General features: G+C 54.1%; 15 protein-coding genes and 1 tRNA gene. 15 read left to right on the plus strand and 1 reads right to left on the minus strand.

What is annotated here, in order from left to right; all coding sequences use genetic code 11:
• Window positions 1-159: 159 nt before the first annotated feature.
• Together BIND_RS04220 and thpR are read left to right on the plus strand one after the other, a co-directional pair.
• Window positions 160-906: an arylesterase gene (locus tag BIND_RS04220; protein ID WP_012383838.1), complete on the plus strand. Its 747-nt coding sequence runs from the start codon at window positions 160-162 to the stop codon at window positions 904-906.
• Between the two features lie 78 nt (window positions 907-984).
• Window positions 985-1,518, plus strand: a complete 534-nt coding sequence (gene thpR / locus BIND_RS04225; protein ID WP_012383839.1) for an RNA 2',3'-cyclic phosphodiesterase — start codon at window positions 985-987, stop codon at window positions 1,516-1,518.
• A gap of 36 nt (window positions 1,519-1,554) precedes the next feature.
• Here thpR and BIND_RS04230 read toward each other — a convergent pair whose 3' ends face one another.
• A complete protein-coding gene (locus BIND_RS04230) occupies window positions 1,555-2,997 on the minus strand; it encodes a cytochrome P450 (RefSeq protein ID WP_012383840.1) in 1,443 nt (480 codons plus the stop codon).
• Between the two features lie 342 nt (window positions 2,998-3,339).
• On the opposite strand from BIND_RS04230, the gene BIND_RS04235 reads away from it, so the two are divergent.
• From BIND_RS04235 to BIND_RS04300, 13 genes are all read left to right on the plus strand, one after another.
• A tRNA-Glu gene (locus BIND_RS04235) sits at window positions 3,340-3,415 on the plus strand.
• 319 nt (window positions 3,416-3,734) lie between these two features.
• Window positions 3,735-5,195 (plus strand): porin family protein, encoded by a 1,461-nt coding sequence (locus BIND_RS04240; RefSeq protein WP_041777915.1) that lies wholly within the window; start codon window positions 3,735-3,737, stop codon window positions 5,193-5,195.
• A 114-nt stretch (window positions 5,196-5,309) separates the two neighbouring features.
• The gene (locus BIND_RS04245) at window positions 5,310-6,128 is read left to right on the plus strand and encodes a polysaccharide biosynthesis/export family protein (RefSeq protein WP_012383842.1); all 819 of its coding nucleotides are present in this window, start codon (window positions 5,310-5,312) and stop codon (window positions 6,126-6,128) included.
• A 974-nt stretch (window positions 6,129-7,102) separates the two neighbouring features.
• Complete coding sequence (locus BIND_RS04255) at window positions 7,103-8,275, plus strand: glycosyltransferase (protein WP_012383843.1); 1,173 nt, start codon at window positions 7,103-7,105, stop codon at window positions 8,273-8,275.
• A 146-nt stretch (window positions 8,276-8,421) separates the two neighbouring features.
• Entirely contained in the window at window positions 8,422-10,650 is a 2,229-nt protein-coding gene (locus tag BIND_RS04260) for a GumC family protein (RefSeq protein ID WP_158304353.1), read from the plus strand.
• A 7-nt stretch (window positions 10,651-10,657) separates the two neighbouring features.
• Window positions 10,658-11,707, plus strand: a complete 1,050-nt coding sequence (locus BIND_RS04265; protein WP_012383845.1) for a glycosyltransferase family 2 protein — start codon at window positions 10,658-10,660, stop codon at window positions 11,705-11,707.
• A 40-nt stretch (window positions 11,708-11,747) separates the two neighbouring features.
• Entirely contained in the window at window positions 11,748-12,824 is a 1,077-nt protein-coding gene (locus BIND_RS04270; RefSeq protein WP_012383846.1) for a glycosyltransferase family 4 protein, read from the plus strand.
• A complete protein-coding gene (locus BIND_RS04275) occupies window positions 12,814-14,010 on the plus strand; it encodes a glycosyltransferase family 4 protein (protein WP_012383847.1) in 1,197 nt (398 codons plus the stop codon). The genes BIND_RS04270 and BIND_RS04275 overlap by 11 nt, the downstream gene beginning before the upstream one ends.
• On the plus strand, window positions 14,010-15,161 hold the full coding sequence (locus tag BIND_RS04280; RefSeq protein WP_012383848.1) for a glycosyltransferase family 4 protein: 1,152 nt from the start codon (window positions 14,010-14,012) through the stop codon (window positions 15,159-15,161). Before BIND_RS04275 ends, BIND_RS04280 begins: the two co-directional genes overlap by 1 nt.
• Before the next feature lie 127 nt (window positions 15,162-15,288).
• The gene (locus BIND_RS04285; RefSeq protein ID WP_158304354.1) at window positions 15,289-16,665 is read left to right on the plus strand and encodes an O-antigen ligase family protein; all 1,377 of its coding nucleotides are present in this window, start codon (window positions 15,289-15,291) and stop codon (window positions 16,663-16,665) included.
• Window positions 16,666-16,690: 25 nt separating this feature from the next.
• A complete protein-coding gene (locus BIND_RS04290) occupies window positions 16,691-17,926 on the plus strand; it encodes a hypothetical protein (RefSeq protein WP_012383850.1) in 1,236 nt (411 codons plus the stop codon).
• Between the two features lie 142 nt (window positions 17,927-18,068).
• Window positions 18,069-18,914: a glycosyltransferase family 2 protein gene (locus BIND_RS04295; RefSeq protein WP_012383851.1), complete on the plus strand. Its 846-nt coding sequence runs from the start codon at window positions 18,069-18,071 to the stop codon at window positions 18,912-18,914.
• A gap of 1,031 nt (window positions 18,915-19,945) precedes the next feature.
• Complete coding sequence (locus BIND_RS04300) at window positions 19,946-23,266, plus strand: non-ribosomal peptide synthetase (RefSeq protein ID WP_050763902.1); 3,321 nt, start codon at window positions 19,946-19,948, stop codon at window positions 23,264-23,266.
• Window positions 23,267-23,371 lie beyond the last annotated feature (105 nt).

Genomic DNA, 23,371 nt, shown 5'->3' on the forward strand with positions numbered 1-23,371 from the left:
CCTTGTTTCCGTGACCTTGCTTTCTAGATTGGAAGCAAGGTCTCGATCTTTGCGCGAGGGGTGGATGGTTTTCCCTGGTTCAGTCTGCCGGGCTTTTCGGTCCACGGCGCGACACTTTCGTGTGAAGATCAATGGACATCCTGTAATCGGAGCAAGCCGATGAAACGAACCAACGAGATTGCGACCGATGCGGTGAGGACGGTAGTCCATGAGGCGACAAACAAGGCGGCTGATGCCGACGCCACCTTTGCCGCATATAAGCAGCGACGGCATTTTCTCCAATCCACGGCGGGCCTTTTCGCAGCCATCGCCCTTGGCATGAGCGGAAAAGGCTGGGCCGCGACAAACCCGCTCAAAATCGTCGCCCTGGGTGATAGTCTGACCGCCGGCTATCTCTTGCCAGCCCAGGCGGCGTTTCCGGTGGTGCTTGAAAAAGCCTTGCGGAACCAAGGGTATGACGTGCGGCTGATCAATGCCGGTGTCTCCGGCGATACGGCGGCGGGCGGGCTTGCCCGCCTCGATTGGAGCCTTGGCGAGGGCGTCGATGGCGTGATTGTCGAGCTGGGCGCCAATGATATGTTGCGGGGGATCGATCCAGCGTCGACACGCGCGACCTTGGCCGAGATCCTGACCAGGCTGCGGCAGCGTCGAATCAAGGCCCTGCTCGCAGGCATGCGGGCGGCACCCAATCTCGATGCCCTTTATCGGGAACAATTCGAGGCGATTTATCCTGCTCTCGCACAGCAGTTCGATGTACCATTCTATCCGTTTTTCCTGGACGGCGTGGCGGGTAATCCAGCGCTGGAACTGCCCGATCGCGTGCATCCCAATCAAGAGGGCGTGGAACGGATCGTCGAGAAATTTTTGCCCCTGGCTGAGCGTTTCGTGCAAAGCTTGGGAAGTTGACCGCCGGAAACCGATCCTGGCGCTCTCGATCGGCTCGATTCGGCTTTGGCTTGGTTTGCGCGTATTGGGAGGTGAGGCATGCCGCGTCTGTTCACTGGCCTCGAAATCCCGTCCGAACTGGCTCAGGATCTCTCCCTGCTGCGCGGCGGTCTGTCCGGCGCCCGCTGGATCGATGCCGAAAATTATCACCTCACCTTGCGTTTCATCGGCGATATCGACGATGCCATGGCGCGTGATGTCACGGCGACGCTCGGCCTTATTCAGAAATCATCTTTCCAGGTCACGCTTGAAAGTCTGGATTCATTCGGCGGTGGTAAACCTCGTGCGATTATCGCCAAGGCTCGGAGCAATCCGCTTCTGAATGAACTTCAGGCCGAACAGGAGCGGCTGCTGCGGCGTATCGGCCTGCCGCCGGAGCCGCGCAAATTTACGCCCCATGTCACGCTGGCGCGGCTGCGTGCGAGCCCTGCTACGGCCGTCGCCCATTATTTGGCCGAACGTGGCTTTTTTGCCTCACGGCACTTCGAGGCGCGGCGTTTCGTGCTATTTTCCTCACGGGCTTCGACAGGCGGTGGTCCCTATCAGGTCGAGGCGGCTTATCCCTTGGGTTGAGGACGCTCTCCTTAAGAATCTTTCCTTGAGGGGGTCTCAATGACGTATCTTGCCGTGGCGCTGGAGGCGATGGTGCAGGATCATCGGCATGCCGCCTCGTGGCCGCAGGGTAATGTGCTGGACAGGCTCGGCCTTGAAGCCTTTCTTCGTTTCCAGGCGAACAGCGCGCAGGATCTGCGCCAGAACGAGGGTCGCCTCCTGCATGGCGAAGCCGGCGCCGATGCAGACGCGTGGACCCGCGCCAAAGGGGAGATAAGCGAAGCGATCGATCTTTTCGCGCTGGCCCGGCAAAAAGCGGGTGGGATCGAAACGGTCGGGATCCTCCCAGAGCAATCGATGGCGATGCAAGACCCATTGTGAGACCATGACCACGGTGCCTTTGCGAATACGACGCCCCGCGAGATCGTCATAATCCAGGGCTTCCCGACTCAGGCTGGCGACAGGCGGATAAAGCCGCATCGCTTCCTCGATGACGGCGCGCGTCTCGATCAGATGCTCGGCCTGGCTTTCAACGGGCATATCGAGAACGCGATCGGCTTCCGCCGCGAGGCGCGCGCGCCATTCCTCCGAAAGGGACAGGAGATAAAGCGACCAGGTGAGCGCATTGGCCGTCGTCTCATGGCCCGCGCCGATGAAGGCGACAATATTGGCCTGGACCTCGGTTTCGGTAAGGCCCACACCGGTCTCGGGATCCTCGGCTTCCAGCAACAGGGTCAGGAGATCGCGCTGAAGATTGGGAACACCCCTGGCCAGAAGGCGCTTGCGTCGCGAGATCAGCGCGCTCACCGTATCGCCGAGGAAATCCAGCGCCGATTTTGCTCGCCATTGGTTCCAGCGCGGCAGCCAATTGGGCAAATCAAGCAGGTCAAAGGGATCGAGACTGCCGATGGTCTCGAAATAGCGCGTCATAGCGGCGGTGACTTCTTCCGGACGCCGATCGAGCCCGTCCGCGAACAGAGTGCGCCCCAGGATTTCCAGGGTGATTTTGGTCATTTCCTGGTGGATGTCGAGCGGGCTTTCTTCCGGGAGCCGTTGCCAGCGCGCCACCATTTCGCTCGCGCATTCTTGCGTGGCCTTCGCAAAAGTCGCCACGGTTTTAGGGGTGAAGAGCGGAGCCAGAATACGCCGCTGCAGGCGCCAATCAGCGTCTTCCGCTATGAGAACGCTTTGACCGAGGCCAGGGCCGAGAATCCGCTTTTGCAGGCGATCCTTGTGGTAATTGGAGGCGTTGTCGACAAAAACACGGCGAATCGCGGCCGGATCATTCAGGACGGCAACCTGGCCGAGAATCGTTGGACCGATGAGAATCGGCAATTGGAAATGAGCTTCCGTCCACGTCTCGATCGGATTGCGCCGCAACAGCCGGAGCATGGTGAAGGGACCGAGCGGGGCCTTTTGCGGCCGCGGTGCTGGAGGATAAAGGGGTTTCGATGCCTGGCCGGAAGGGGTGTGGGTGGCGCGGTTGATTGACTGTCGCATGAGTCGGGAACCTCTGCCTCATCGGTGCGGACGGAAAACCCCCAGGGCGAGGTCGATCGCCAAACATCGGCGTGACTTCCATAAGGTCGGGGTCATTCCTTAAAAAATCATCTATTTCTGGTCGAGATCATCGCTTGGATGCTTCGAAGTTCGCGGGCCTCAAGGATCAGGGCGAGTCGCGGATCTTCACGTCTAGGATGAAAATAATCGTTCGCCGGCGCGTATGCCATGTAGGCGTGGACGGTTTGGTGCGCGCTAAAGAGGCGGCACCAGTAAAAAGTCTGCACGCAACGGGCTTGCGACTTATCGCAGGGCGTAATAGAACCTGCGGACCCGCTACAAGCTCCCTTCGTCTAGCGGTCTAGGACGTCGCCCTCTCACGGCGAAAACAGGGGTTCGAGTCCCCTAGGGAGCGCCAGGGTTCGATCGGTTCGTCCAATCGATGACCATTTCAATCCTCACCCAGAGGAACCGAGCAAAGAAATCGGAACCGATGGGTGACGGGGCGGGTGATTCGCCGAATCAGAGCCAAGGCTGCCGTCGCTTCATGCGCGGCTTGCAAGGTATAGCGGCTATTCCCGATTCATGATGATTTTTAAAGGTTAATTTAGGAGAAATCGTTTCATTTTGGTATCGCTGTGAAAACCTCTTCGTCATTTTAACATTAATACTGCGCCTGAATCGAAAATTTCGTGCGATTCTCATCGGTTCATGTTTTGATGTGTATTGGCTAGGACATGATGGCTGAGACGAATTGGCGCTCAAATGACGGTTTTGTACCCAAAGTGATGCCGAGGATTTCCCTTCCCTTCATCGTTTTACTGGCGCTTTTGACCGGTGCGGAGGTTCATGCTCAGGAAGCCTCCCCGCAAATCGCGGCCTATTCTCCGCAGGACGTCCGGGTTTTATCAAGCAGCCAGGCCGGGACAGCGTCTCAGACCGCGGCTTATGCTCCCCAAGACGCCCGCGCCGGCCCGCTCGAGCGAGATATAAGAACTTTATTATATTACCTCGGTCCGCTCGATCGTCTGCCCTTCAAGCTGGCGATCGATCAGAATGTTTTTTATAACGATAATATTCAGCTCATTCCGAATAATACGGCCACCCCCACCGGGTTCAGTCGTTCCGACTTCTATTCCACCACGAATCTCAACGGTGCTCTGAAGTTTCCCATAGGGCCGCACACCTTTTTTGTGAACGGCGGCTATGGCCTTGTGCGCTATGCGCGAAATCCGCAGCTGAATTCAGATAATTATCATGTGAATGGCGGTTTGGCCTGGAGCCTTGGAAGCCATTGCACCGGCGATATCATCGGGGCCCTGGCGTCTTATCAAGCGCCATTCTACCAGCAAGATCTCATCAACCAGATCAATGTCGTTTCGAATTTGTCGGCCACGGCGGGAGCGCGATGCCATGTCGCTGACCGTATTTATGCGGTCGCAGGTGGCGGTTGGCGTCAATATACGAATAGCTTGAGCCAATTCACAAGCAACAATCGTGATCAAACCTTTGAATCAGTAGGACTTACTTATGAAGGGGGAGCGCTGGATCAGTTTGGTGTCCGCGCGACTTTCATCCACAGAGTCTTCACGGATCGTCCAGCCGTCGTCGATCCGACTCTGTCGCAATCGCTTGATCAGCGTAATTATACTTTCAATTTTCAACGCACGATCACGCCTCGAATCAACGTATCCGGTTCTGCCGGTGTGACTCAGGTGCAGGGCCATCAGGCCGTCTCCACCAGTTCCAATACGTGGCCGATTTATACAGTCAGCCTCTCTTGGAACCTCACTCCAAAAATTTCTCTGGGCTACAATCTGTCTCGCGCGATCATTGCGCCACAGGGTTTATCATCGGATCTGCAATCGGTTAACTCGCAATTGGTGACGATAGGGTATCAGTTTTCGCCTCGCCTCTCGTTCTCTGCTCAACTGGGCCGAACGGACTTGAGTAACCAGACGCTGAATGGCGGAATCAATACGAATATCGCGTTTCAGAACCAGAGAATTTTGCTGGCCGGTCTACTTGCGACCTACCGGGCCAGCCCTTTGTTGTCTTTCACCGGCTCCTATTATTATAATGACCGCCAAGATCTGATAACGGGCGTGAGGGCGACAGCCAATGTTTTCATGATAGGATTATCCTACCATGGCAATGGTTATTATGTGAACGGCGGTAGCGGTCCTGTCATCGATTGATTCATTTTGGTTTAGATGATCTCCGTCTTCGGGATGACTTCGGAAATTCATAAAATGGTTTGACGAGAGGGGCGATGCCGACGTCGAGCCGGGGTGTAGATGAGGGGCAAAGGGATGTGGAGAATACCGGGAATCCGTGAATTTGGACGCCAGTGCTTCAAGATCGTCGGCGCCCTTGCATGGATGGCATGCCTTTTGTCGATCAATGATCCCCTGGCGGCTGCGGGACGCCGGTTGATGCCCTCGGATGTCCTTCAGATCAGGGTCATCGGTCAACCCGATCTTGATACGCAAGCGCGTGTCGATACGGATGGGACGATCAATTTCCCCTATGCCGGCCGTTTGTCGGTGCGGGGATTGAGTGAAGCTGAACTCGGCAAGCGCATTGCCAAGATTCTCGACAAGGCCGACGTCATCAAGAACCCGCAAGTCATCGTTTCGGTCACGACCTTCGGTGGTCAGGTTTCTGTTCTGGGAGCCGTCGGAGCGCCGGGGCAATTCGTGCTTGATCGGCCCTTGACCTTGGCTCAGGCCTTGGCGCGCGCCGGAGGCGTCCGTGAATCGGCTGGTACACGGGTCACCATTCAGCGGCAGACCGGTTATGGTGTATCGGTATTGACCTACGACATGGAAGATGTGCTCTCCGGTCGCAAATCTCCAGCTGTCTTTAATAATGACAACATTGTTGTCGAGGCGGCTCCTGTTTATTTCCTCTATGGCTTTGTGGGGCGGGCCGGACAATATCCCTATAAGCCGGGTCTGAGCGTCCAGCAGGCCTTGGCGATTGGGGGAGGTATCAGCGATCTCGGGTCTGACTGGCGGATTGAAGTGAAGCGCCGCCTGAACGATGGCACGGTTTTGGAAGCGCCGGTTACGTTGGACGACATCGTCGAGGCAAATGATACGATTATTGTGAATGAACGTTGGTTCTAACGCATAATCCTTATCTTGGAAGTATTCCCTTTTGGGAATAGATTAGAGCTCGGTTGGGCGAATAGATAGCGCCCGGCGCTTCAGTCTTGGTCTTGAAAGAATTCTCCTTTTCGGGTGGATATTTCGCCTGAATTGAGAGGCCAGGGAACAGCCGCTGGACCAATCTAGCGCATCGCTCTAAGGCTCGGCCATCGTTCAGACAGGAGCCTCTTGGGTCTTTTGTTGCTATGAGCGAGGCCCAAGAGCGGCGCCTTAAGGCTAATTCTGAGAAATTTTGCCTCGTTTCCGGCTTTTTGTGAGGCTGAGACGAGGTCTTCAGCTCTGGCCAGAGCGATAATTGAGAGCTCACTGGGTCAAGTTTATCCACAAAACCAATATGTTGTTGGCCGACTCTCTATTTCAGAATGAATTTGGCGCGTTTACAAAGACTTATTGCATCGTTCAGATCCAATTCATGACCGATGCTATAGTGGCTTCACGATGAACTGCCATAATGCTGAAAATACAAGCTGATCAATGCGCTCAGAGATTTCAATTCATGACGCTTCCAGGTCGTCACCTGAACTGTGTGATCGATCGACCTGAGCAGAATCGATAATTTCGCGACGGAATGAAACGCGAATAGGCGGTTTTCGTTACCATAATTTACAATGATGGACATTGCACAAGGGAGGAGGATCACATATGTTAGAAGGAATAAAATTTTTAAAATGTTATCAATTCGATGAATTTTAGCAATCGTCGCATGTGATGCATTTTACTTTATTTCGAAAGCTTTTAATTCCCGCTGAAGCATTATCGTTACGTTGACTCGTTCAACGCGAGTGTATTTCCAATTTTTTCACTTCTGCCGTTCTTTTTCTCAAAAAATTTCTTTTGGTGATCGATTGTGGTGGTCCACTGGCTGCCGTGGATTTTGCACGGTGTCGAAAGGGCGCCAATGTTGTTTGTCTCTTTTGACGTGGTGATTGACGATGCGTGTTGCGGTGGTTCATGACTGGCTCTACGTGATCGGGGGCGCCGAGCGCGTGCTCAAGGGTATCCTGCGTTGTTATCCGCAAGCGGATGTTCATTGTCTCTTTGATCTGCTTCCGCCGGCCGATCGTCGCAAAATCGGTTATGAGGTCAGCAAAACCTCGTTCCTGCAAAAAATGCCTGGCATCCGTCATCACCAGTTCTACCTGCCGCTGATGCCGATCGCGATCGAGCAAACCGATCTGCGCAATTATGATCTGATTATTTCCAGCAGCTATGCGGTTGCCAAGGGCATTATCACCGGCCCGGACCAGTTGCATGTCAGCTATGTGCATTCGCCGATGCGTTATGCCTGGGATTTGCAGCAAACCTATCTCAAGGAAGCCCGGCTGGAGAAGGGAATTCAGTCGGTTTTTGTCAGGGTCCTGATGCATTGGATGCGGATATGGGACCAGCGGACGGTCAATGGCGTTGACGCCTATATTGCTAATTCGCGGTTCGTCGCCCGTCGTATTCACAAATTATATGGACGTGATGCGGAAGTGATTAATCCGCCCGTGACCGTGCCGACGACCTTCGTGCCGCGTAACAAGGAGCGTTTCTTCCTGACCGCTTCGCGGCTCGTGCCGTATAAGAACACGCGCGCCCTGGTGGAGGCCTTTCGCTTTCTGCCGGATGAAAAATTGGTGGTCGTGGGGAGTGGTCCCGAACTGCCTTCCTTGAAGGCCATTGCGGGCAGCAATGTCCAGTTTCTCGGGTTTGTTGAAGATTCCGAATTGCGGGATTTGATGCAGGCCGCCCGCGCTTTCCTCTTCGGTGCTCAGGAAGATTTCGGCATTGTGGTCGTCGAGGCTCAAGCCCAGGGAACGCCGATCATCGCCTTGGGCAAGGGGGGCGCCCGCGAAACCGTCATTGCCGAAGGGCCGACGCCGACCGGTTTATTCTTCGATGAAGCCGATCCCGCTCAGGTCGCGGTCGCCGTCAACCGGTTCATTCAGGCGGAGGCGAATTTCCTGCCCGTGAATTGTCACCGAAATGCGTTACGCTTCAGCGAAGATCGGTTCGATCGGGCATTCAAGAGCTATGTCGACAATTGTTGGGAGAAATTTGAGGCTTCTCTCGCGAGTCCCGCGCCTTCCATGGTGCCGCAAATCGTCGCCTCCCGGAATTAAGAGGCTTGTTTTGATCGCAAGCTTCTAGCTGCCTTGGCGTCCCCACCATGCAGCCATTGATCATGAAGGTGTCGTGAGGGGGTGGAAGAAGAGTAATGAACTTAGTGGCAAACGACATCCATGAAAATCGGCCGCGAGGATCGGTGGTGCCATCGACCTCCCAGGGGCAAGAGGGTAGCCAGACCCTATTGGAAGTCATTGTCCAGCGGAAATGGTCGATTCTTGCCTTTGCAATCGGCATGGCGATCTTGGCCTCGTTCTATGTTTCTTTCATCCCGCCGCGCTATACGGCGACGGCCTCAGTGATGCTCGACGGACGGCAACTTCGGCTCATCAGCAATGATCAATTGGTGTCGGGGCAGTCCCTCGACGAGGTGCAGATCCGCAGCATGCTGGAGGTCTTCAATTCCAAGACCCTCGCCAAAACTGTCGTCACCCAAAATGGTTTGAACAAGCTTCCCGAATTCTGCGCAGACACTCCGTCATTTTTTGAGCAGGTGAGGGATTCTCTTTTCAGCAAAATTCTGCACCGTGCCTCGGGATCTGGGGCTCCCGTTGCTTGTGAGACGAGCGTCGAAAACGCGGCGAGACAATTGCTCGGCATGGTGACCGCCACGAACGAAGGGCGGTCCTATATTATCCGCATTCAAATCGAGGCGGGAGATCCGGAAGTCGCGGCCAATATTGCCAATGCCTATGCCAATGCCTTTGTGGCCGACCGCTTTGAACGGCACACGGAATTGGCCGAAAAGGCGCGTCAGTGGTTGATCGGTTATATTGATCGATTGGGCCGGCAAACCGCTCAGGCGGATGCGGCCGTCGCGCAATATCGTTCCGAACATCATCTGATCCCCTTGCGGGGAGAGACCCTGGCAACGCAAAATCTCGGCGATGTCAATGGGCAATTGTCTGCTGTCGAAAGCGAGATCACGCAGAAACAAAGCCTGTTGTCGCAAATGACAACGGTGATGAAGAGCAATGGCAATATCATGGCCATTGCGCCTCTCGTCAATTCGTCACTGGTCAATGCTCCTTTGCTTCGCAATCTTGTCGAGAAGGAAGCTACGCTTTCCAGCCGGGATGCCGAATTGCGGACACAATATGGCAAAGCCCATCCGCAGGTCATCGCCACGGGGGCATTGCTTGCTCAAACGCATCGTCAGATCCTGGCCGAAATCACCAAGACCATGGATACGCTGGGGCAGGAAATCACCGCCCTCCAGGCGCGCCGGACGTTGCTGACCTCGCAACTTTCGAGCTTGCAGTCGCGCGTTGGCCAGCAGGGCGATGAAGACGTGCAATTGCAGGAATTGCTGCGTGCGGCCGAGACGAGCCGGCATATTTATCAAAGCGCCTTGACACGTCTGAAGGAAATTGAAGTCGAGCAGGGTGTGTCACGGCCAGACTCCCAACTTGCGACAGAAGCGACCCCGCCGCCGTTTCCCATCTATCCTCGCAAGTCTTTGATGGTGGTTGGCGCTTTTCTCGCCGGTCTCTGCCTTGGTACCGGAGCGGCTTTCGGGTTGAGCTTGCGGCAGCTTTCCTTCCGCAATGCCAAGCATATCGAATTCGAGACCGGATTGCCGATGCTTGGGGTGTTTGCGGTGCCGCCGGCACACATCCTTCCTCAGGATGTCGCGCTCGATGCGCCTTTGTCGATCGAGGCGGAGTGTCTGCAAAAGATCCTGGTCAATATTTTGCGGGCTCGCTCGGAACAAACCGGTAGCCTTGCCAAGGTTGTCCTGATCACCTCCGCTCTGCCTGGGGAAGGCAAGACGTCGTTCAGTCTCGCACTCGGCCGCGCGGCCGTCCGGGCGGGTCTTTCGACCATGTTGATCGATTGCGATCTGCGGCGCCCCACGGTCCTTCAGAAATTGCGTGGTTATATCGAGCCGCGATCATCGTTGGCTTCGGGACGTGATCGCCGTGACCCCAATTATCTTGATTACCAGAATATGATTGTGACCGATCACGATTCGGCATTGAAGATCATTCCTCTTGCCGAGAAGGAGGCCAGCAGCCCTCATGTGATCATCGGAGCGCCGGCCATGAAGCAAATGCTGCAAGGCCTCCGCCGTACCTATGATCTCGTTCTCATCGATACGCCGCCTTTGCTGGCAGCATCCGATGCCCTGCCGCTGTCTTACCTCGTCGACGAAGTCATCGTCCTCGTCGATTGGCGGACGACACCGCGTGACGCGGTCAGTGAGGCGATCGAAATGCTTCGGCGCCATGATGCCCCAGTGGGGGGGATCGTTCTTGGCAAGGTCGATCTGGAGAAATATACGAAAGCGGCCGGTGCCGGTTCGTATGCGCGCAGTTATTATCATTATGGCCCGTCCAAGCAGGTGGTACGGTCTGAACGGGTGGATTGAGGCAGTGATGTCTGGAACCGTTGCTCAAGAGGTCGCGGCCAATACGCATGGACAATTGTCTCTCGGAGTCCTGATCAGTACCTATCAACGACCGGAAAGTTTGGAACGTTGCCTCGAAGGCCTCGCCAAACAAACACGACGCCCCGATGATGTGATCGTCGTTTGTCGCACGAGCGATAAGGCTACATGCGATTGGCTGGCCGAGCATTGGCCGAAAAAACCGGAAGCCAGCCTCGTGCCCGTCCGGATGGTGCCTGTCGTTGCTGCAGGGCTCGTCAATTCCCGCAATGCCGGTCTGGCCGCTTGCCGTACCGATGTTCTCGCGATCATCGATGACGATGTCGTACCCTGTCCAGAATGGCTGGAACGGGTGGGAGAACATTTCACGCGCGACCCCAATCTGGGTGGTCTTGGCGGGCGCGATCATGTCCATGATGGGGAATGTTTCGACGAGAGGCAAAAGGCACCCGTTGGCATTCTCCAATGGTTCGGCCGGGTGATCGGCAATCATCACCTTGGTTTTGGTGAGGCGCGTCCTGTCCACATTCTCAAGGGCGCCAACATGAGCTATCGTGCCCGCGCTCTGCAGGGGTTGGGCTTCGATACGAGATTGCGCGGACGCTCGACACAGCCGCACGATGATCTTTCTTTCTCGCTCCAGGTCGGCGCGAAAGGCTGGACGCTTCTCTATGATCCGGCGGTTCTCGTCTATCATTATGCTGGCCGCGCCGACCAGCGCGCCTATAGCGCGATCAGCCGAACGGTCAAGGCGGACGAATTGCGCGACGCCACCTACAATATGGTGCTGGCGATCTGGGATCATTTGTCGCCGGCCCGCCGGCTGGTTTTTCTTCTATGGTCGTTTTTTATCGGGACCGGCGTCGAACCGGGCCTTTTGCAGGCGCTCCGCTATACGCCTCGTTTTGGGCTCGCTTCATGGCAACGGTTCTTCGCTACTCAGCAGGGCAAGGCCACGGCCGTTGCCGATTTGCTGTTTCGCCGGCGCCAGGATGGACCTCGTCGCGTGACGAAAGGGCTTCCCTCATCAAGGGCATGAAACCGGGAGTGGGAAACGGGCGAATTGTGAGTGTCGTCGAATGGTCTTGCGGATCGCGATTTTTCATACGTCCTTGCCGTCACCGTCGCGCAAGATCGGTGGTGTCGAAGCGGCGGTTCATCGGCTGGCCAATACATTGGCAGCGGATTCCTCGCTCGAAGTCACCGTTTTGAGTTGCGACGAGAAGCCCGCGGACGCGCTGTATCATCACAAACGTCTCTACCCCGTAGCGATGCGGAGCCAATTGTTTCGTTTGTTCGTGCTCCCCTTCCTTTGGAATTTTTATGATTTCAGCGCCTATGACATCGTGCATCTGCATGGCGACGATTGGTTCTGGTTCAAGCGATCCGTGCCAACCATTCGCACCATGCACGGCTCGGCCTTGCGCGAGGCGCAGACGGCGAAATCCTTCAAACGCAAGCTGATACAATATCTGGTTTACCCTTTGGAACGCCTCTCCGTGCGGTTGGCGACCTGTTCCGTGGCTATAGGCCTTGATACACAGAAGCTTTATGGTTGCGATGAACTGATCGGCAACGGCGTGAATCTCAACCGTTTCGTGCCGCGTCCCAAGGCCGCGACTCCCTTGCTGGTGTTCATTGGGACTTGGGGTGGGCGCAAGCGTGGCGCGCTGGCTTTCGAAACTTTTTGCAAGACCGTGCTGCCGCGCTTTCCCAATGCGCAATTGCATATGGTGAGTGATCACGCCGAGCCGCATCCCAATGTCGTCGAGCATCGCTATCTCGATGACGCGGCGCTCGGCGCGCTTCTAGCCGAGGCCTGGGTGTTTTGCTACCCAAGTCAATATGAAGGCTTTGGCATTCCCTATATCGAGGCGATGGCGAGTGGCACCGCAATCGTGACAACACGTAATCCCGGCGCGGAGGAAGTGCTGGAGAACGGACGTTACGGAATCATTTGCGGCGAAGCGGAATTTGGCCAAAAGCTCCTCGATCTCTTGTCGGATTCCGCGCAGCGCGCGGAATTGGCCGCGCTTGGCATAAGCCGAGCTAAAATGTTCAGCGATGCCGGCGTTGCCGTGCGTTATACAGATCTTTATCGTGAGGTCCAAGATCGCTCTGTCCGTGATCGCGAGGTGCGTGTCCATGCACGCTAAAAGCCTCGTTCTGGATACACCGGTCAGCATTGCCAATGTCGCGCCACAGGCCGTTCTGACGAGCTTGCAAATCGGCATACAATGGCGAGGGCAGGCGGCAGGCGGTCTTGATCGCGTCTTCCACGATCTCGTTCAATCGTTGCCGGCGCAAGGCATCAACGTGCGTGGTCTCGTCGTCGGACCCGCCGATGTCGCCGTGACGACCAAAGGGCTGATCCAGCCCTTTGCCGCGCCAGACGCTCAGTTCGTTCAAAGGCTGCTCGGTGTCCGTGCCAAGGTCGATGAGATCCTCTCGCGCGGTGAAGCGGATCTCGTCGCGGCGCATTTTTCCTTGCATATTGCCGCTGCCTTGGATCGTTTGAGGCATATTCCCTTGATTATGCATTTCCACGGACCGTGGGCGGATGAATCCTTGTACGAAGGGGAAGGCAGGACGGGTGTTTTCCTGAAACGCCTAATCGAAAAATATGTCTATCGGCGCGCGGATCGGCTAGTCGTGCTATCACATGCTTTCGGGGATGTGCTGGTCAAGAATTATGGTGTCATGCCGGATCGGATCAGGATTATTCCTGGTGGTGTCGATCTTGATCATTTCCATATGAGACTGACACGCCAGGCGGCGCGTCAGAAACTCGGTTGGCCGACAGACCGACCCATTCTGCTCAGCGTGCGGCGCTTGACTGAGCGCATGGGCCTTGATCATCTGCTTCTTGCTTTGCAAAAGATCGTCAAAGCGCAACCCGATGTCTTGTTGATGATGAGCGGCAAGGGTCCTCTCGCTGAAACATTGCAGCGTCAAACCGAGGCCTTGGGTCTGACAGCGCATGTGCGTTTCCTGGGCTTCATGCCGGATGCGACATTGCCGCTGGCCTATCGGGCCGCTGATATCAATGTTGTGCCTTCGACGGCCCTGGAAGGCTTCGGCCTCACGGCGGCCGAAGCCCTCGCGGCCGGCACGCCTTCAATGGTCACACCAGTCGGTGGCTTGCCCGAAGTTGTCGCGGATCTGTCTTCCGATTTGATCTTCGCCTCCAACAAAGTCGAGGATCTCGCCGGGGGGCTGATCGATGCCTTGCGTGGGGGCATACGGCTTCCTTCAGTGGAGGCCTGCGAGGCCTATGCCGCACGCTTCGGTTTGCCGCGGATGGCGGCTGAGACGGCTGCTGTCTATCGGGAATGCATCTGATGCAAAAGACAATTCTTTTCATCAGCCATACCGGCCAGATAGGCGGTGCGGAAGTCGTTCTCCTCAGCATGGCGCAACATTATCGCGACCGCTGTCATGTCATTTTGCTTGCCGATGGTCCGTTGCGCCAGAAACTGAGCGATTGCGGCGTATCCGTCGATGTCATCGCGGGCAGGGATTCCATGCTGAAGGTCTCGCGCCAAGGTGGCAGGCTGGAGGTGATCCGCGCCGCGCCGGCCGCGTTGGCTTTGGCATGGCGCCTGGCCCGTGTCGCGCGGCATTACGACATCCTCTTTCCCAACTCGCAAAAGGCCGCAGTCATTACCATGTTGACAGGGGCGATCCTGCGTAAGCCTGTCGTCTGGTATCTCCATGATATTCTGTCATCGGCTCATTTCAGCGCTTTGCAGCGTCGCCTCGTCGTCACCTTGGCTAATCATATGGCGTCTTGGATCTTGACCAATTCGCAGGTCAGCCGTGATGCTTTCATTGCCTGTGGCGGTAAGGCAAACCATATTTCCGTGGCTCCGTGCGGTGTTGATGCGGCTCCGTTCGACATGATCTCGGACAAAGAAATCAACGCGGCCAAACAGGCCTTGGGGGTCGGTAACCACCCCCTGGTTGGTCTATTTGGACGGATAACACCGTGGAAGGGTCAACACGTCCTGATCGAAGCCCTGACACGATTGCCGGATGTCCACGCCTTGATCGTTGGCGATGCCTTGTTTGGGGAGGACGCCTACCGACAGGAGCTTCAGACTTTGGTGGCAACTCATGGCTTGACAGATCGGGTTCACTGGTTGGGCTTTCGTCAGGATATCCCCCTGTTGATGCGAACAGTTGATATGATCGTTCATTGCTCGACCGCTCCCGAGCCTTATGGCCTCGTCATCGTCGAGGGAATGTTGGCATGCCGTCCCGTTATCGCGGCTGATGGTGGCGCTTCGCGGGAATTATTGGGAGAGGATTATCCTTATCTTGCCGCTCCAGGAGACTCAGAGGCGCTCGCCAAGAAGATCGCGACGCTTCAGTCCCTTAATACGGAAGAGAGGGAGAGCCTTGTGGCGGCTAATTCGAAACGAGCACGGGCTTTATTTTCCAAGGAGCGTATGCTCACTGATATTGACCAAGCTCTTCAGCATATAGGTTGATGCAACAATGCGACGTCAAGCATCGGCATCTCAGCGACTGTTGAGCAAGCTGCATCCAAACAGTGTCATCGCGCTTAAACAAGCTTTGATGGTCACTGCTTTGATCGCGGTCACCTGGATTATCTCCATGGCGCATTTGGCCATCGTCGCACGGCCTCTTTTTGTCCTTGCATCGATCATCCTCAGCATCATCTACATCCGGCGATCGCCTTGGCAATATTTGACATTTAGCTTGTGGATCTGGACGCTCGCGCCTTTCATGAGGCGGATTTGCGATTATTACAGCGCTCCCGTCGGGTTCAATATCGTCCTGATCGCGCCCAATATTATTTCCCTGATCATGCTGCCGTCCCTCCTGACAAGCCGGACCTTGCTGAAGCGGAAGGAAACGGCAGTCGGCCTTTTGCTGCTGGGGCCGTCGATTTATGGGCTTTGCGTCAGCTTTGTCATTTCGGACATTTTTCCCGGCATGGTAGGCGCGATCGATTGGATCACGCCCCTGATCTATTTCTGGTTCATTATTGATAACGCCGAAACGATCGATGAACTGAAACCCTATTTCGATGTCTTTATCCCCTTGAACTTGGCGATCATCTCACTGTACGGAATTTATCAGAATTATTTCCCACCGGCCTGGGATCTGAAATATTGGAATTTTCTCAAGGGAGAAGAGGAAAAATTCACGACTATTCCAATTTTCAGCACGTTGAATTTCCCAGGTATTTGCGCGACTTGGGTCGCGCTTCTCATTCTCCTATCCTTGGGCTTTGGCGGTGGGATTGCCTTTTTTGTCCTGCCCACCGCACTCTTGATGCTTGTGATGACGGAAGTCCGATCAGCGGTCGGTGCTCTGGTCTTCGGCTTGATCCTCGCTATGACGTTCGGGCGTGGTCGTCTCGTCCAAGCCCTTCTGGGTATTTTTGCAGCCCTATTTGTTTTCTTTGGACTTTTCGCTTCCCTCGACCAAGACCTCGCAACAAGATTGACGAGGCGTTTCGCCTCTGTCGGGGATCTGGAGCATGATGGCAGCGCCAATGCGCGGAAAGACCTGATCAAAAATACACCGAACATTATTGCCAATATTCCCTTCGGCATGGGGACTGGCAGCGTCGGCAAGGGAGCGCGTGCGGAAGCGGGTAAGAAATTTGTTGATATGGATTCGGGGCTTGTTGCACCGTTTATCGTCTTCGGTTGGTTCTTTGGGGCTTTCTACGGTTTTGGACTCGCTGCGATCGTTGCCCGCTGTGCGATTGCCGCAAAGAGATCGGGATCACAAACAGCCTTGGTTTTGAGCATCGGGGCGATTGCTTCCGCTGCGACCAGTCTGTTTACGATGAATGTCGGCATACAAGGGCTGATGCTTTGGATGTGTATCGCCTATGCCATCGCCATCGAAGTCCAGGAGCACAATAAGAGAATAGGGGCCTCTTCTTTGCTGCGCGACCCACCGAATTGGCGGACGCGTGAACGCCTCATTCTTTCCGCTGACAGGAAGATCCTGTAAGGCCAAACACAATAGGCAGAGTTTCATGAAGCAGTTTGGCATTACGCTTGCCGCCTTTCTGACGGTCAAGCGTTTTCTCCTGGTTCTTTTCCTGTCCCGATTGCTCATGCTCGTGCTGCTTTACGGGATCACCGGCGGCCAGGAGCTGAGTAATGATACACATATGCATATGACCATGTTGCGGTCACCTTGGTGCATATTGATCTATCAATATCCGGGCTGGGAACAAAATCCTCCCTTTTTGCCCTTTCTGGAAGCTCTATTTGGCTATCCCGCTCAGTTGTTTTTCTCTGATTTTATAAGTTTGCGCTTCGTCATGATCTGCTACGAAGTGATTGTTGGATTGCTTTTCTACCGATTGCTTACGGAACTCCACATCAAGCAAGAGCGTCTCGGTTTTTGTCTGTTGGGGTTTCTGATACTGCCCATGGGATGGATGGTTTCCGTTGTCATGGCGCAAGATGAAACGATCGCAAGTGCTGCTTTTCTTCTGCCGTTGCTTCTGTTTCTGTCCGGCCGGCCGCGGAGCGCTTTGCTGTTTTGCGGATTAGGAGTGGTCAGCGCAAAGATTTTTATCATCCTGGAATATTGCACGCTGCTCGCCTTTTGCCCGAAAGACAAGCGTGTATCTGGCGCGGTGATCGGTCTCTTGCCAATCGCTATCGTCTACAGCGGGATATCGCTGCACCGCTTGCTTCATGGATATCCCTTACCATTGACCGATTTCCATCCAGACCCTTATTTCGGGACGAATTTCTGGATTGTGCTTGAAACCTATGGCGGGCTGAGCTTGTTGAAATATGGGCCTTATTCCGGTTTACTCGCGGGGCTCGCCTCTCTTATCCCAGCCTTCATTATCTTTGTGAAGGCAGAGCGGGATTGGGATAAAACACATGTTGTTGTCGCCGTCACGGCATCTCTGACACTCTTTCTGTCATTATTCTATCACGTTAATCCAGAATATTTCATAATGGTTTTTCCGCCGATGCTGGCTATTACGAGGAATTTTGTTGATGTGATTTATGATTTTCTTGTTTCGTTCCTCCCTTGGGCCGGCAAATTGTTCCAGGTTGCTCAGTTCAAGATAGGGCTGGAAGAAAACAAGGGTCGAGTGGTTGCTGTGGAAGTCTATTCGAAGCTCTTCCCAGTGTCTCCGGAATATTTGCTGGTTTCGACACAATTGTTATTTTCGATCATTACGCTTGCGCTCGCGTTCCGTTGGTGTTTGCGTTTATTCGAGCCTCCAATGAAACGATTGTGACTGTGTGTGTCACTCGGAATCAAGCAGCTTGCCTATAGTATTCCTCACTCATACAGACGCATGAGAGGGGCTATAGGCTTTTTTTGGCTTGATGCTGTGATGACCGAAGAAGGGCGCGGAAGTTAGAGCGCGGGAGTCGGTGATGGATGTTTCTCTTTGTATTACGACCCGCAATCGTCCAGAAGATCTGGCGGAATGTTTGAGGGTCGCTGGTGGCTCCTCTATCCCTTTGAAACAAATCGTCGTTTCAGATGACAGTACGGACCATCGCTCGCGCGACTTGGTGCGGGAACAGTTTCCAAAGGTCGATTATGTCGAGGGACCGAGAAAAGGGCTTGGTCCCAATCGCAACAGCGCGATCGCCGCGGCGCATGGTGACTGGATCTTATTCCTGGATGATGATGCGCGACTGGGCGTCGATTTTCTGAAAACTTTGGAGCCTTTGATTGCGGCCCATGCCGGAGAAAAGATCATTTATTCCGGTATCGAGGAGCAAATACGCGGGAAAATTTTTCCGCGTGATCAGAATTTTCTGGGATTTCAATCGCGGCCTTATCAAGCTGATGAGCCTTTGAACACGCTCGTCATCAATGCGGCTTTGTTTCCAGCGGAAGTTTGCAAGACGTTACTGTTCGATCCCCGTTTGATTTATGGTTATGATGAAGTGGATATAGCGTCACGAGCGCGTGCGGCGGGATGGAGAATTCTATTATGCCCGGAGGCGATCAATTTTCATTATCCCTCAGAGACAAACCGAGATTACTATAAGCCGCATACAGAATCAGCCCGCATCTATGTGACATTCAAGAAATACTACGGTGCACAGAGAAAGCCTCTTAAGGCGCTGGCATTTCTCGGTATCAGTTTATTGCACAGCTGCGCTCATCATTTGAAAACGGAAGGATTCAGGGGGCTCCTATCGGCCTTGGCCTTGCATCGTTCGGCATGGAAACAGATTAGCGCCTGGCAAGATGAGGTCAGGCAATAATATCCTTGATTAATAGGACGTATGAACAAAGATAAACGTCTTTATAATGTATTCGATGATAAAATCTTGTTCTGTTTCTGTGATATAAATATAAGTATATATTATATGTAGAAGGTTCGGTTCAACGGGTGGATCGGATTGGAATTATATGTTATCAGTGAACTGTCAAAAAGTTATGATTAAAAATGCAGATAAATATTTTCGTATTTATTTAATAAGAGAAAAATATTGCGTCTGATAAAGTTTGAGAGAGCTCATGGACATTTACAGCGATATGTCTGGCGAGTTGGCGAGCCATTATGGTTGGAGCGAATGATCCAAACGTCCACTCAATTCGAGAGGGTGCTAAAATCTGTCAAAACAAAGGGATGGATAGTGATTAATGATCATGGATCGTGTGTGGGATCGGTCTAAATGCTGAGACTCGGAACTTTATGCGATTTCGTTTAGTTCCTGTCACGGTCGCGACGTATTTTCATTAAGCGATCTTGAGAAGGGTAGAGATTTGAGATGTTAGGGTGGGCTTTTTTCCACTAAATCAATATCTTGTGGGCAGGCGTATCCTGAAATTTGTGGGTGAAATACCCGCATCTGACCATCCTCGATAGTGTTGGGGATGGATTTCAATGTTTGATGTTGCGATCAGTCGGACTATATAACGTTAAGTTGATGGTTGAGATTGTTCTGCGGGCTGTTGACAAGGGTGGCTAGCTCAGCAAAATAAAAAATTGTTTAATTTCTGTTGCTTAAAACTTGACCGCTTTTAAGAAAATAAAGTAATATATGCTGTATATATAATGTGATATTTTTATGGCATAAAATTTCCGCTTCGGCATAAAATTAAAGTTTAATATTATGCGCTTATCATTCTTTTCCTCATTTCCCTGCAGGATCTGCCACTCCTATCAGGATTTTGCCTTGGGAGCGCCCTCATTAGGTTGGTCGCATGGGAAAGGCTGGGTATCTTGTTGGTTTTTGCTCTTGGGTGCTGAATGTTCGATGGTCTTTTCGGGCAGGAGTGTTCGGGATCCATGCCGACCTCAAACTCTGCGCTGATCCCGCGTGTGGCGCGCGATGGTGATTTTCCGCTTTCCAATGCGCAGGCACGATTGTGGTTTTTTTGGCATCTGGAACCGCAAAGCGGTGCCTATGGTCTGTCGAGGTCTGCTCGGCTGAAGGGGCGTCTGAATGAGGTTGCCGTGCAGCAGAGCGTTGATGCTCTGGTTGCGCGGCATGAACTCTTGCGGACGACATTTGTCGAATGTGCCGATGGACGCGGTTTGCAACATATTCATGCTGTATTTTCGATACCGCTCGAAGTCATCGACCTCGGCGGATTATCCGAGGCGGATCGGGAGGCGGAGGCTCATCGGCTGGCGGCGGCCGATGCATCGGCGCCGTTTGATCTTACGACAGGTCCCTTGCTGCGGGTGAAACTGCTCCGGCTGGGGGATGAGGATCATATTCTTCTGGTGACGTTGCACCGCATTATCTCCGATCGTCAATCGCTGGATATCCTGTTCAACGAATTTGCGGTATTTTACGCGGCCTCTATCCAGGGGCATGAGCCGAGGCTGCCCGAACAGTCGATCCAATATGTCGATTACGCTGTTTGGCAACGGGCATGGCTGGAAGCCGGGGAGGGCGATCGCCAGCTTGCTTATTGGCGCGGAAAGCTTGGAGACGAGCAACCGCTTCTGGAACTCCCCTTGGACCATCCAAGACCTGCGGAGCAGAACGGCCGCGGAGCTATCCACCTCTTTGCGATTGATGGTGATCTGACTGAGCGATTGCGGCATATCGGTCAAAGCCGAAATGCGAGTCTGTCGGTGGTGCTGCTGGCGGCGTTCAATGGGCTGCTCTATCGTTATACAGGACAGCGCGATCTCCGGGTCGGTGTCCCGGTGACAAATCGCCATCGGCCCGAGACGAAAGATCTGATTGGATGTTTTGCGAACACGCTCGTCCTGCGGACGGAGCTTGATGGTCATTGGAGTTTTACGCGCCTCATTGAGGCAGTCCGTGACACCTTGCTGGAGGCTCGGGACTATCAGGATTTGCCATTCGAGCAGCTGGTGCAGGCCTTGCAGCCGGAACGAAGCCTCAGTCATAGTCCTTTGTTCCAGGTTCAATTCAATTCTGTTTCGCGGAGGGTTCCAGGCGAGCTCGTTGAACTGTCTGATCTTTTGATCGAAGGTGTCGCAGAAGCGAAGACGATGATAAGGGTCGATCTCTCGCTCGATATTGTCGAGACCGCGACGGGAAACGGAGAGCAGGAAGGACTTTCCTGCGGCTTGACTTATGCGGAAGATCTCTTCGATGCGATGACGATCGAACGTCTTGCATCGCATTGGCGACACGTGCTTGAGGCGCTTGCGGATGCGCCGGATCGCACGATCGGAAGTGTCGATATTCTGGACGCGGATGAGCGCAGACAAATTCTTGAAGAATGGGGCTGCGGGGAGAGTGTCCCGCAAAGCGGGAAATGTCTGCATGAGTTGATTGAGGCGCAGGTGCGGGAGCAACCCGATGCTGTCGCGGTCCTCTATGAGGGTCAGAGCTTCACCTATGGAGAATTGAACGCCAAGGCCAATCAATTGGCGCACCATCTGCGCGAGCTTGGCGTGGGACCCGATGTTCTGGTCGGGATTGCCGTCGAGCCGTCGCTTGACATGGTCATTGGCTTGGTGGGGATTTTGAAAGCGGGCGGCGCTTATGTGCCCCTTGATCCGAACTATCCCGAGGACCGCCTCGCTTATATGATCGAAAACAGCGGGATCGGGCTGCTGTTGACTCAGGAACCGTTGCTGGGCGCCTTTGGCTGGCTGGGTCGGGAACCAAAGCCTGGCATCGGATCCAATCCGATGATTTTCTGCCTTGACCGTGATTGGCTCAAAGTATCGGCCTATCCCACGGAGGATTTGCCGAATATCACCAATCCGCAAAATCTCATTTATTGCATCTACACTTCTGGCTCGACAGGAAGGCCTAAAGGCGCAGACAATTACCACGCAAGTTTTGTAAATCTCGTTGGCTGGTATTTCAGTGAGAGCGAGAGGGCACATCGAAAAGAAAGAGTGATTCTTGCCAGTTCACTGAGTTTCGATCTCACGCAGAAAAATGTGTTGGGGACGCTGGCCGCTGGCGGAACACTCATCGTCCCATTAGGGACGTTGATGGATACAGACCACTTCGTCGCAGCGTTAACACGGTTTAAGCCGACACGCTTGAATTGTACACCTTCAGCATATCACGTCATCTCAAAGTATGTGACGGAACACACGCTTTCCTTGGTGGTTCTCGGCGGGGAGCCTATTGACGCAACCTTAGCTGCGCATTTATCGAAACAAAATATCGACTTGATGAATTCGTATGGGCCGACGGAATGTGCTGATGTCGCCATATCTTATTTGAACGCGGCGGGTTCGGAACAAACCGATATTCCGCTGGGGAAGCCGCTTCCAAATATACAAATCTATATTTTAGATGCTGATCTCAATCTTGTTCCCGCTGGTGTTGCGGGTGAATTGTATATAGCGGGTATCAGCCTCGGGCGCGGATATCACGGGCGTCCCGATCTGACTGCGGAGCGTTTTATCGCCAATCCTTTTGCGAAGGAGACCGGGGCTCGGATGTACCGGACCGGAGACCTGGCGCGGTGGCGGTCCGATGGTAACGTGGACTATATTGGCCGTGTTGACCATCAGGTGAAGATCCGCGGATTCAGGATTGAGCTTGGCGAGATCGAGGCCGCCTTGCTGCGCTATGAGGGCGTGCGTGAGGCCATCGTTCTCGTGCGTGATGCTGCCGGCGGCAAGCAACTCATTGGCTATGTGGTGGGAGCGGATGAGCGGGGGGATCTCGAAAGCCGCCTTCGAAATCATCTGAAAAGTTCTCTCCCCGATTATATGGTGCCTGCACGGATCGTCGTGCTTGAGAAAATGCCTTTAACGGTCAATGGCAAGGTCGATCGCCAGCGGTTACCTGCGCCAAAACCTCTTATTGTTTCAGCGGGTTTCGCCACCAATCTGTCATCCACACAGAAGCTTCTGGTGGAAATCTGGCGCGAGGTTTTGGGGCTCGACGCGGTTCCAGCCGAGGTTAATTTTTTCGATCTTGGCGGAAATTCCTTGCAACTCATTGCCGTGCACGCCCAAATCGAATCCAAGTTGCAGCGCAAATTTCCTCTCGTCACGCTCTTTCAGCATTCGACCATCACGGACCTGGCTCATTTTCTCGATAACAAGGGGCAGGAGGTTTCGTCATCCATCGACGCCGCCCGGGCGCGTGCCTTGCAGCGGAGCCGGAGTCTCGGCAGATTCCAGCAAAAAGTGGGGAGGAAGACACCATAGATATCCGCAAGGGAGCTGTTTCGTACAATTCCCGGACATTTTTGCAAAATCCTATGGAAGAGCGGGTGGGAATCCCAGTGGAATTATCGAGGATATGTCTTTATA

Source organism: Beijerinckia indica subsp. indica ATCC 9039, from assembly GCF_000019845.1.
Classification (GTDB): domain Bacteria; phylum Pseudomonadota; class Alphaproteobacteria; order Rhizobiales; family Beijerinckiaceae; genus Beijerinckia; species Beijerinckia indica.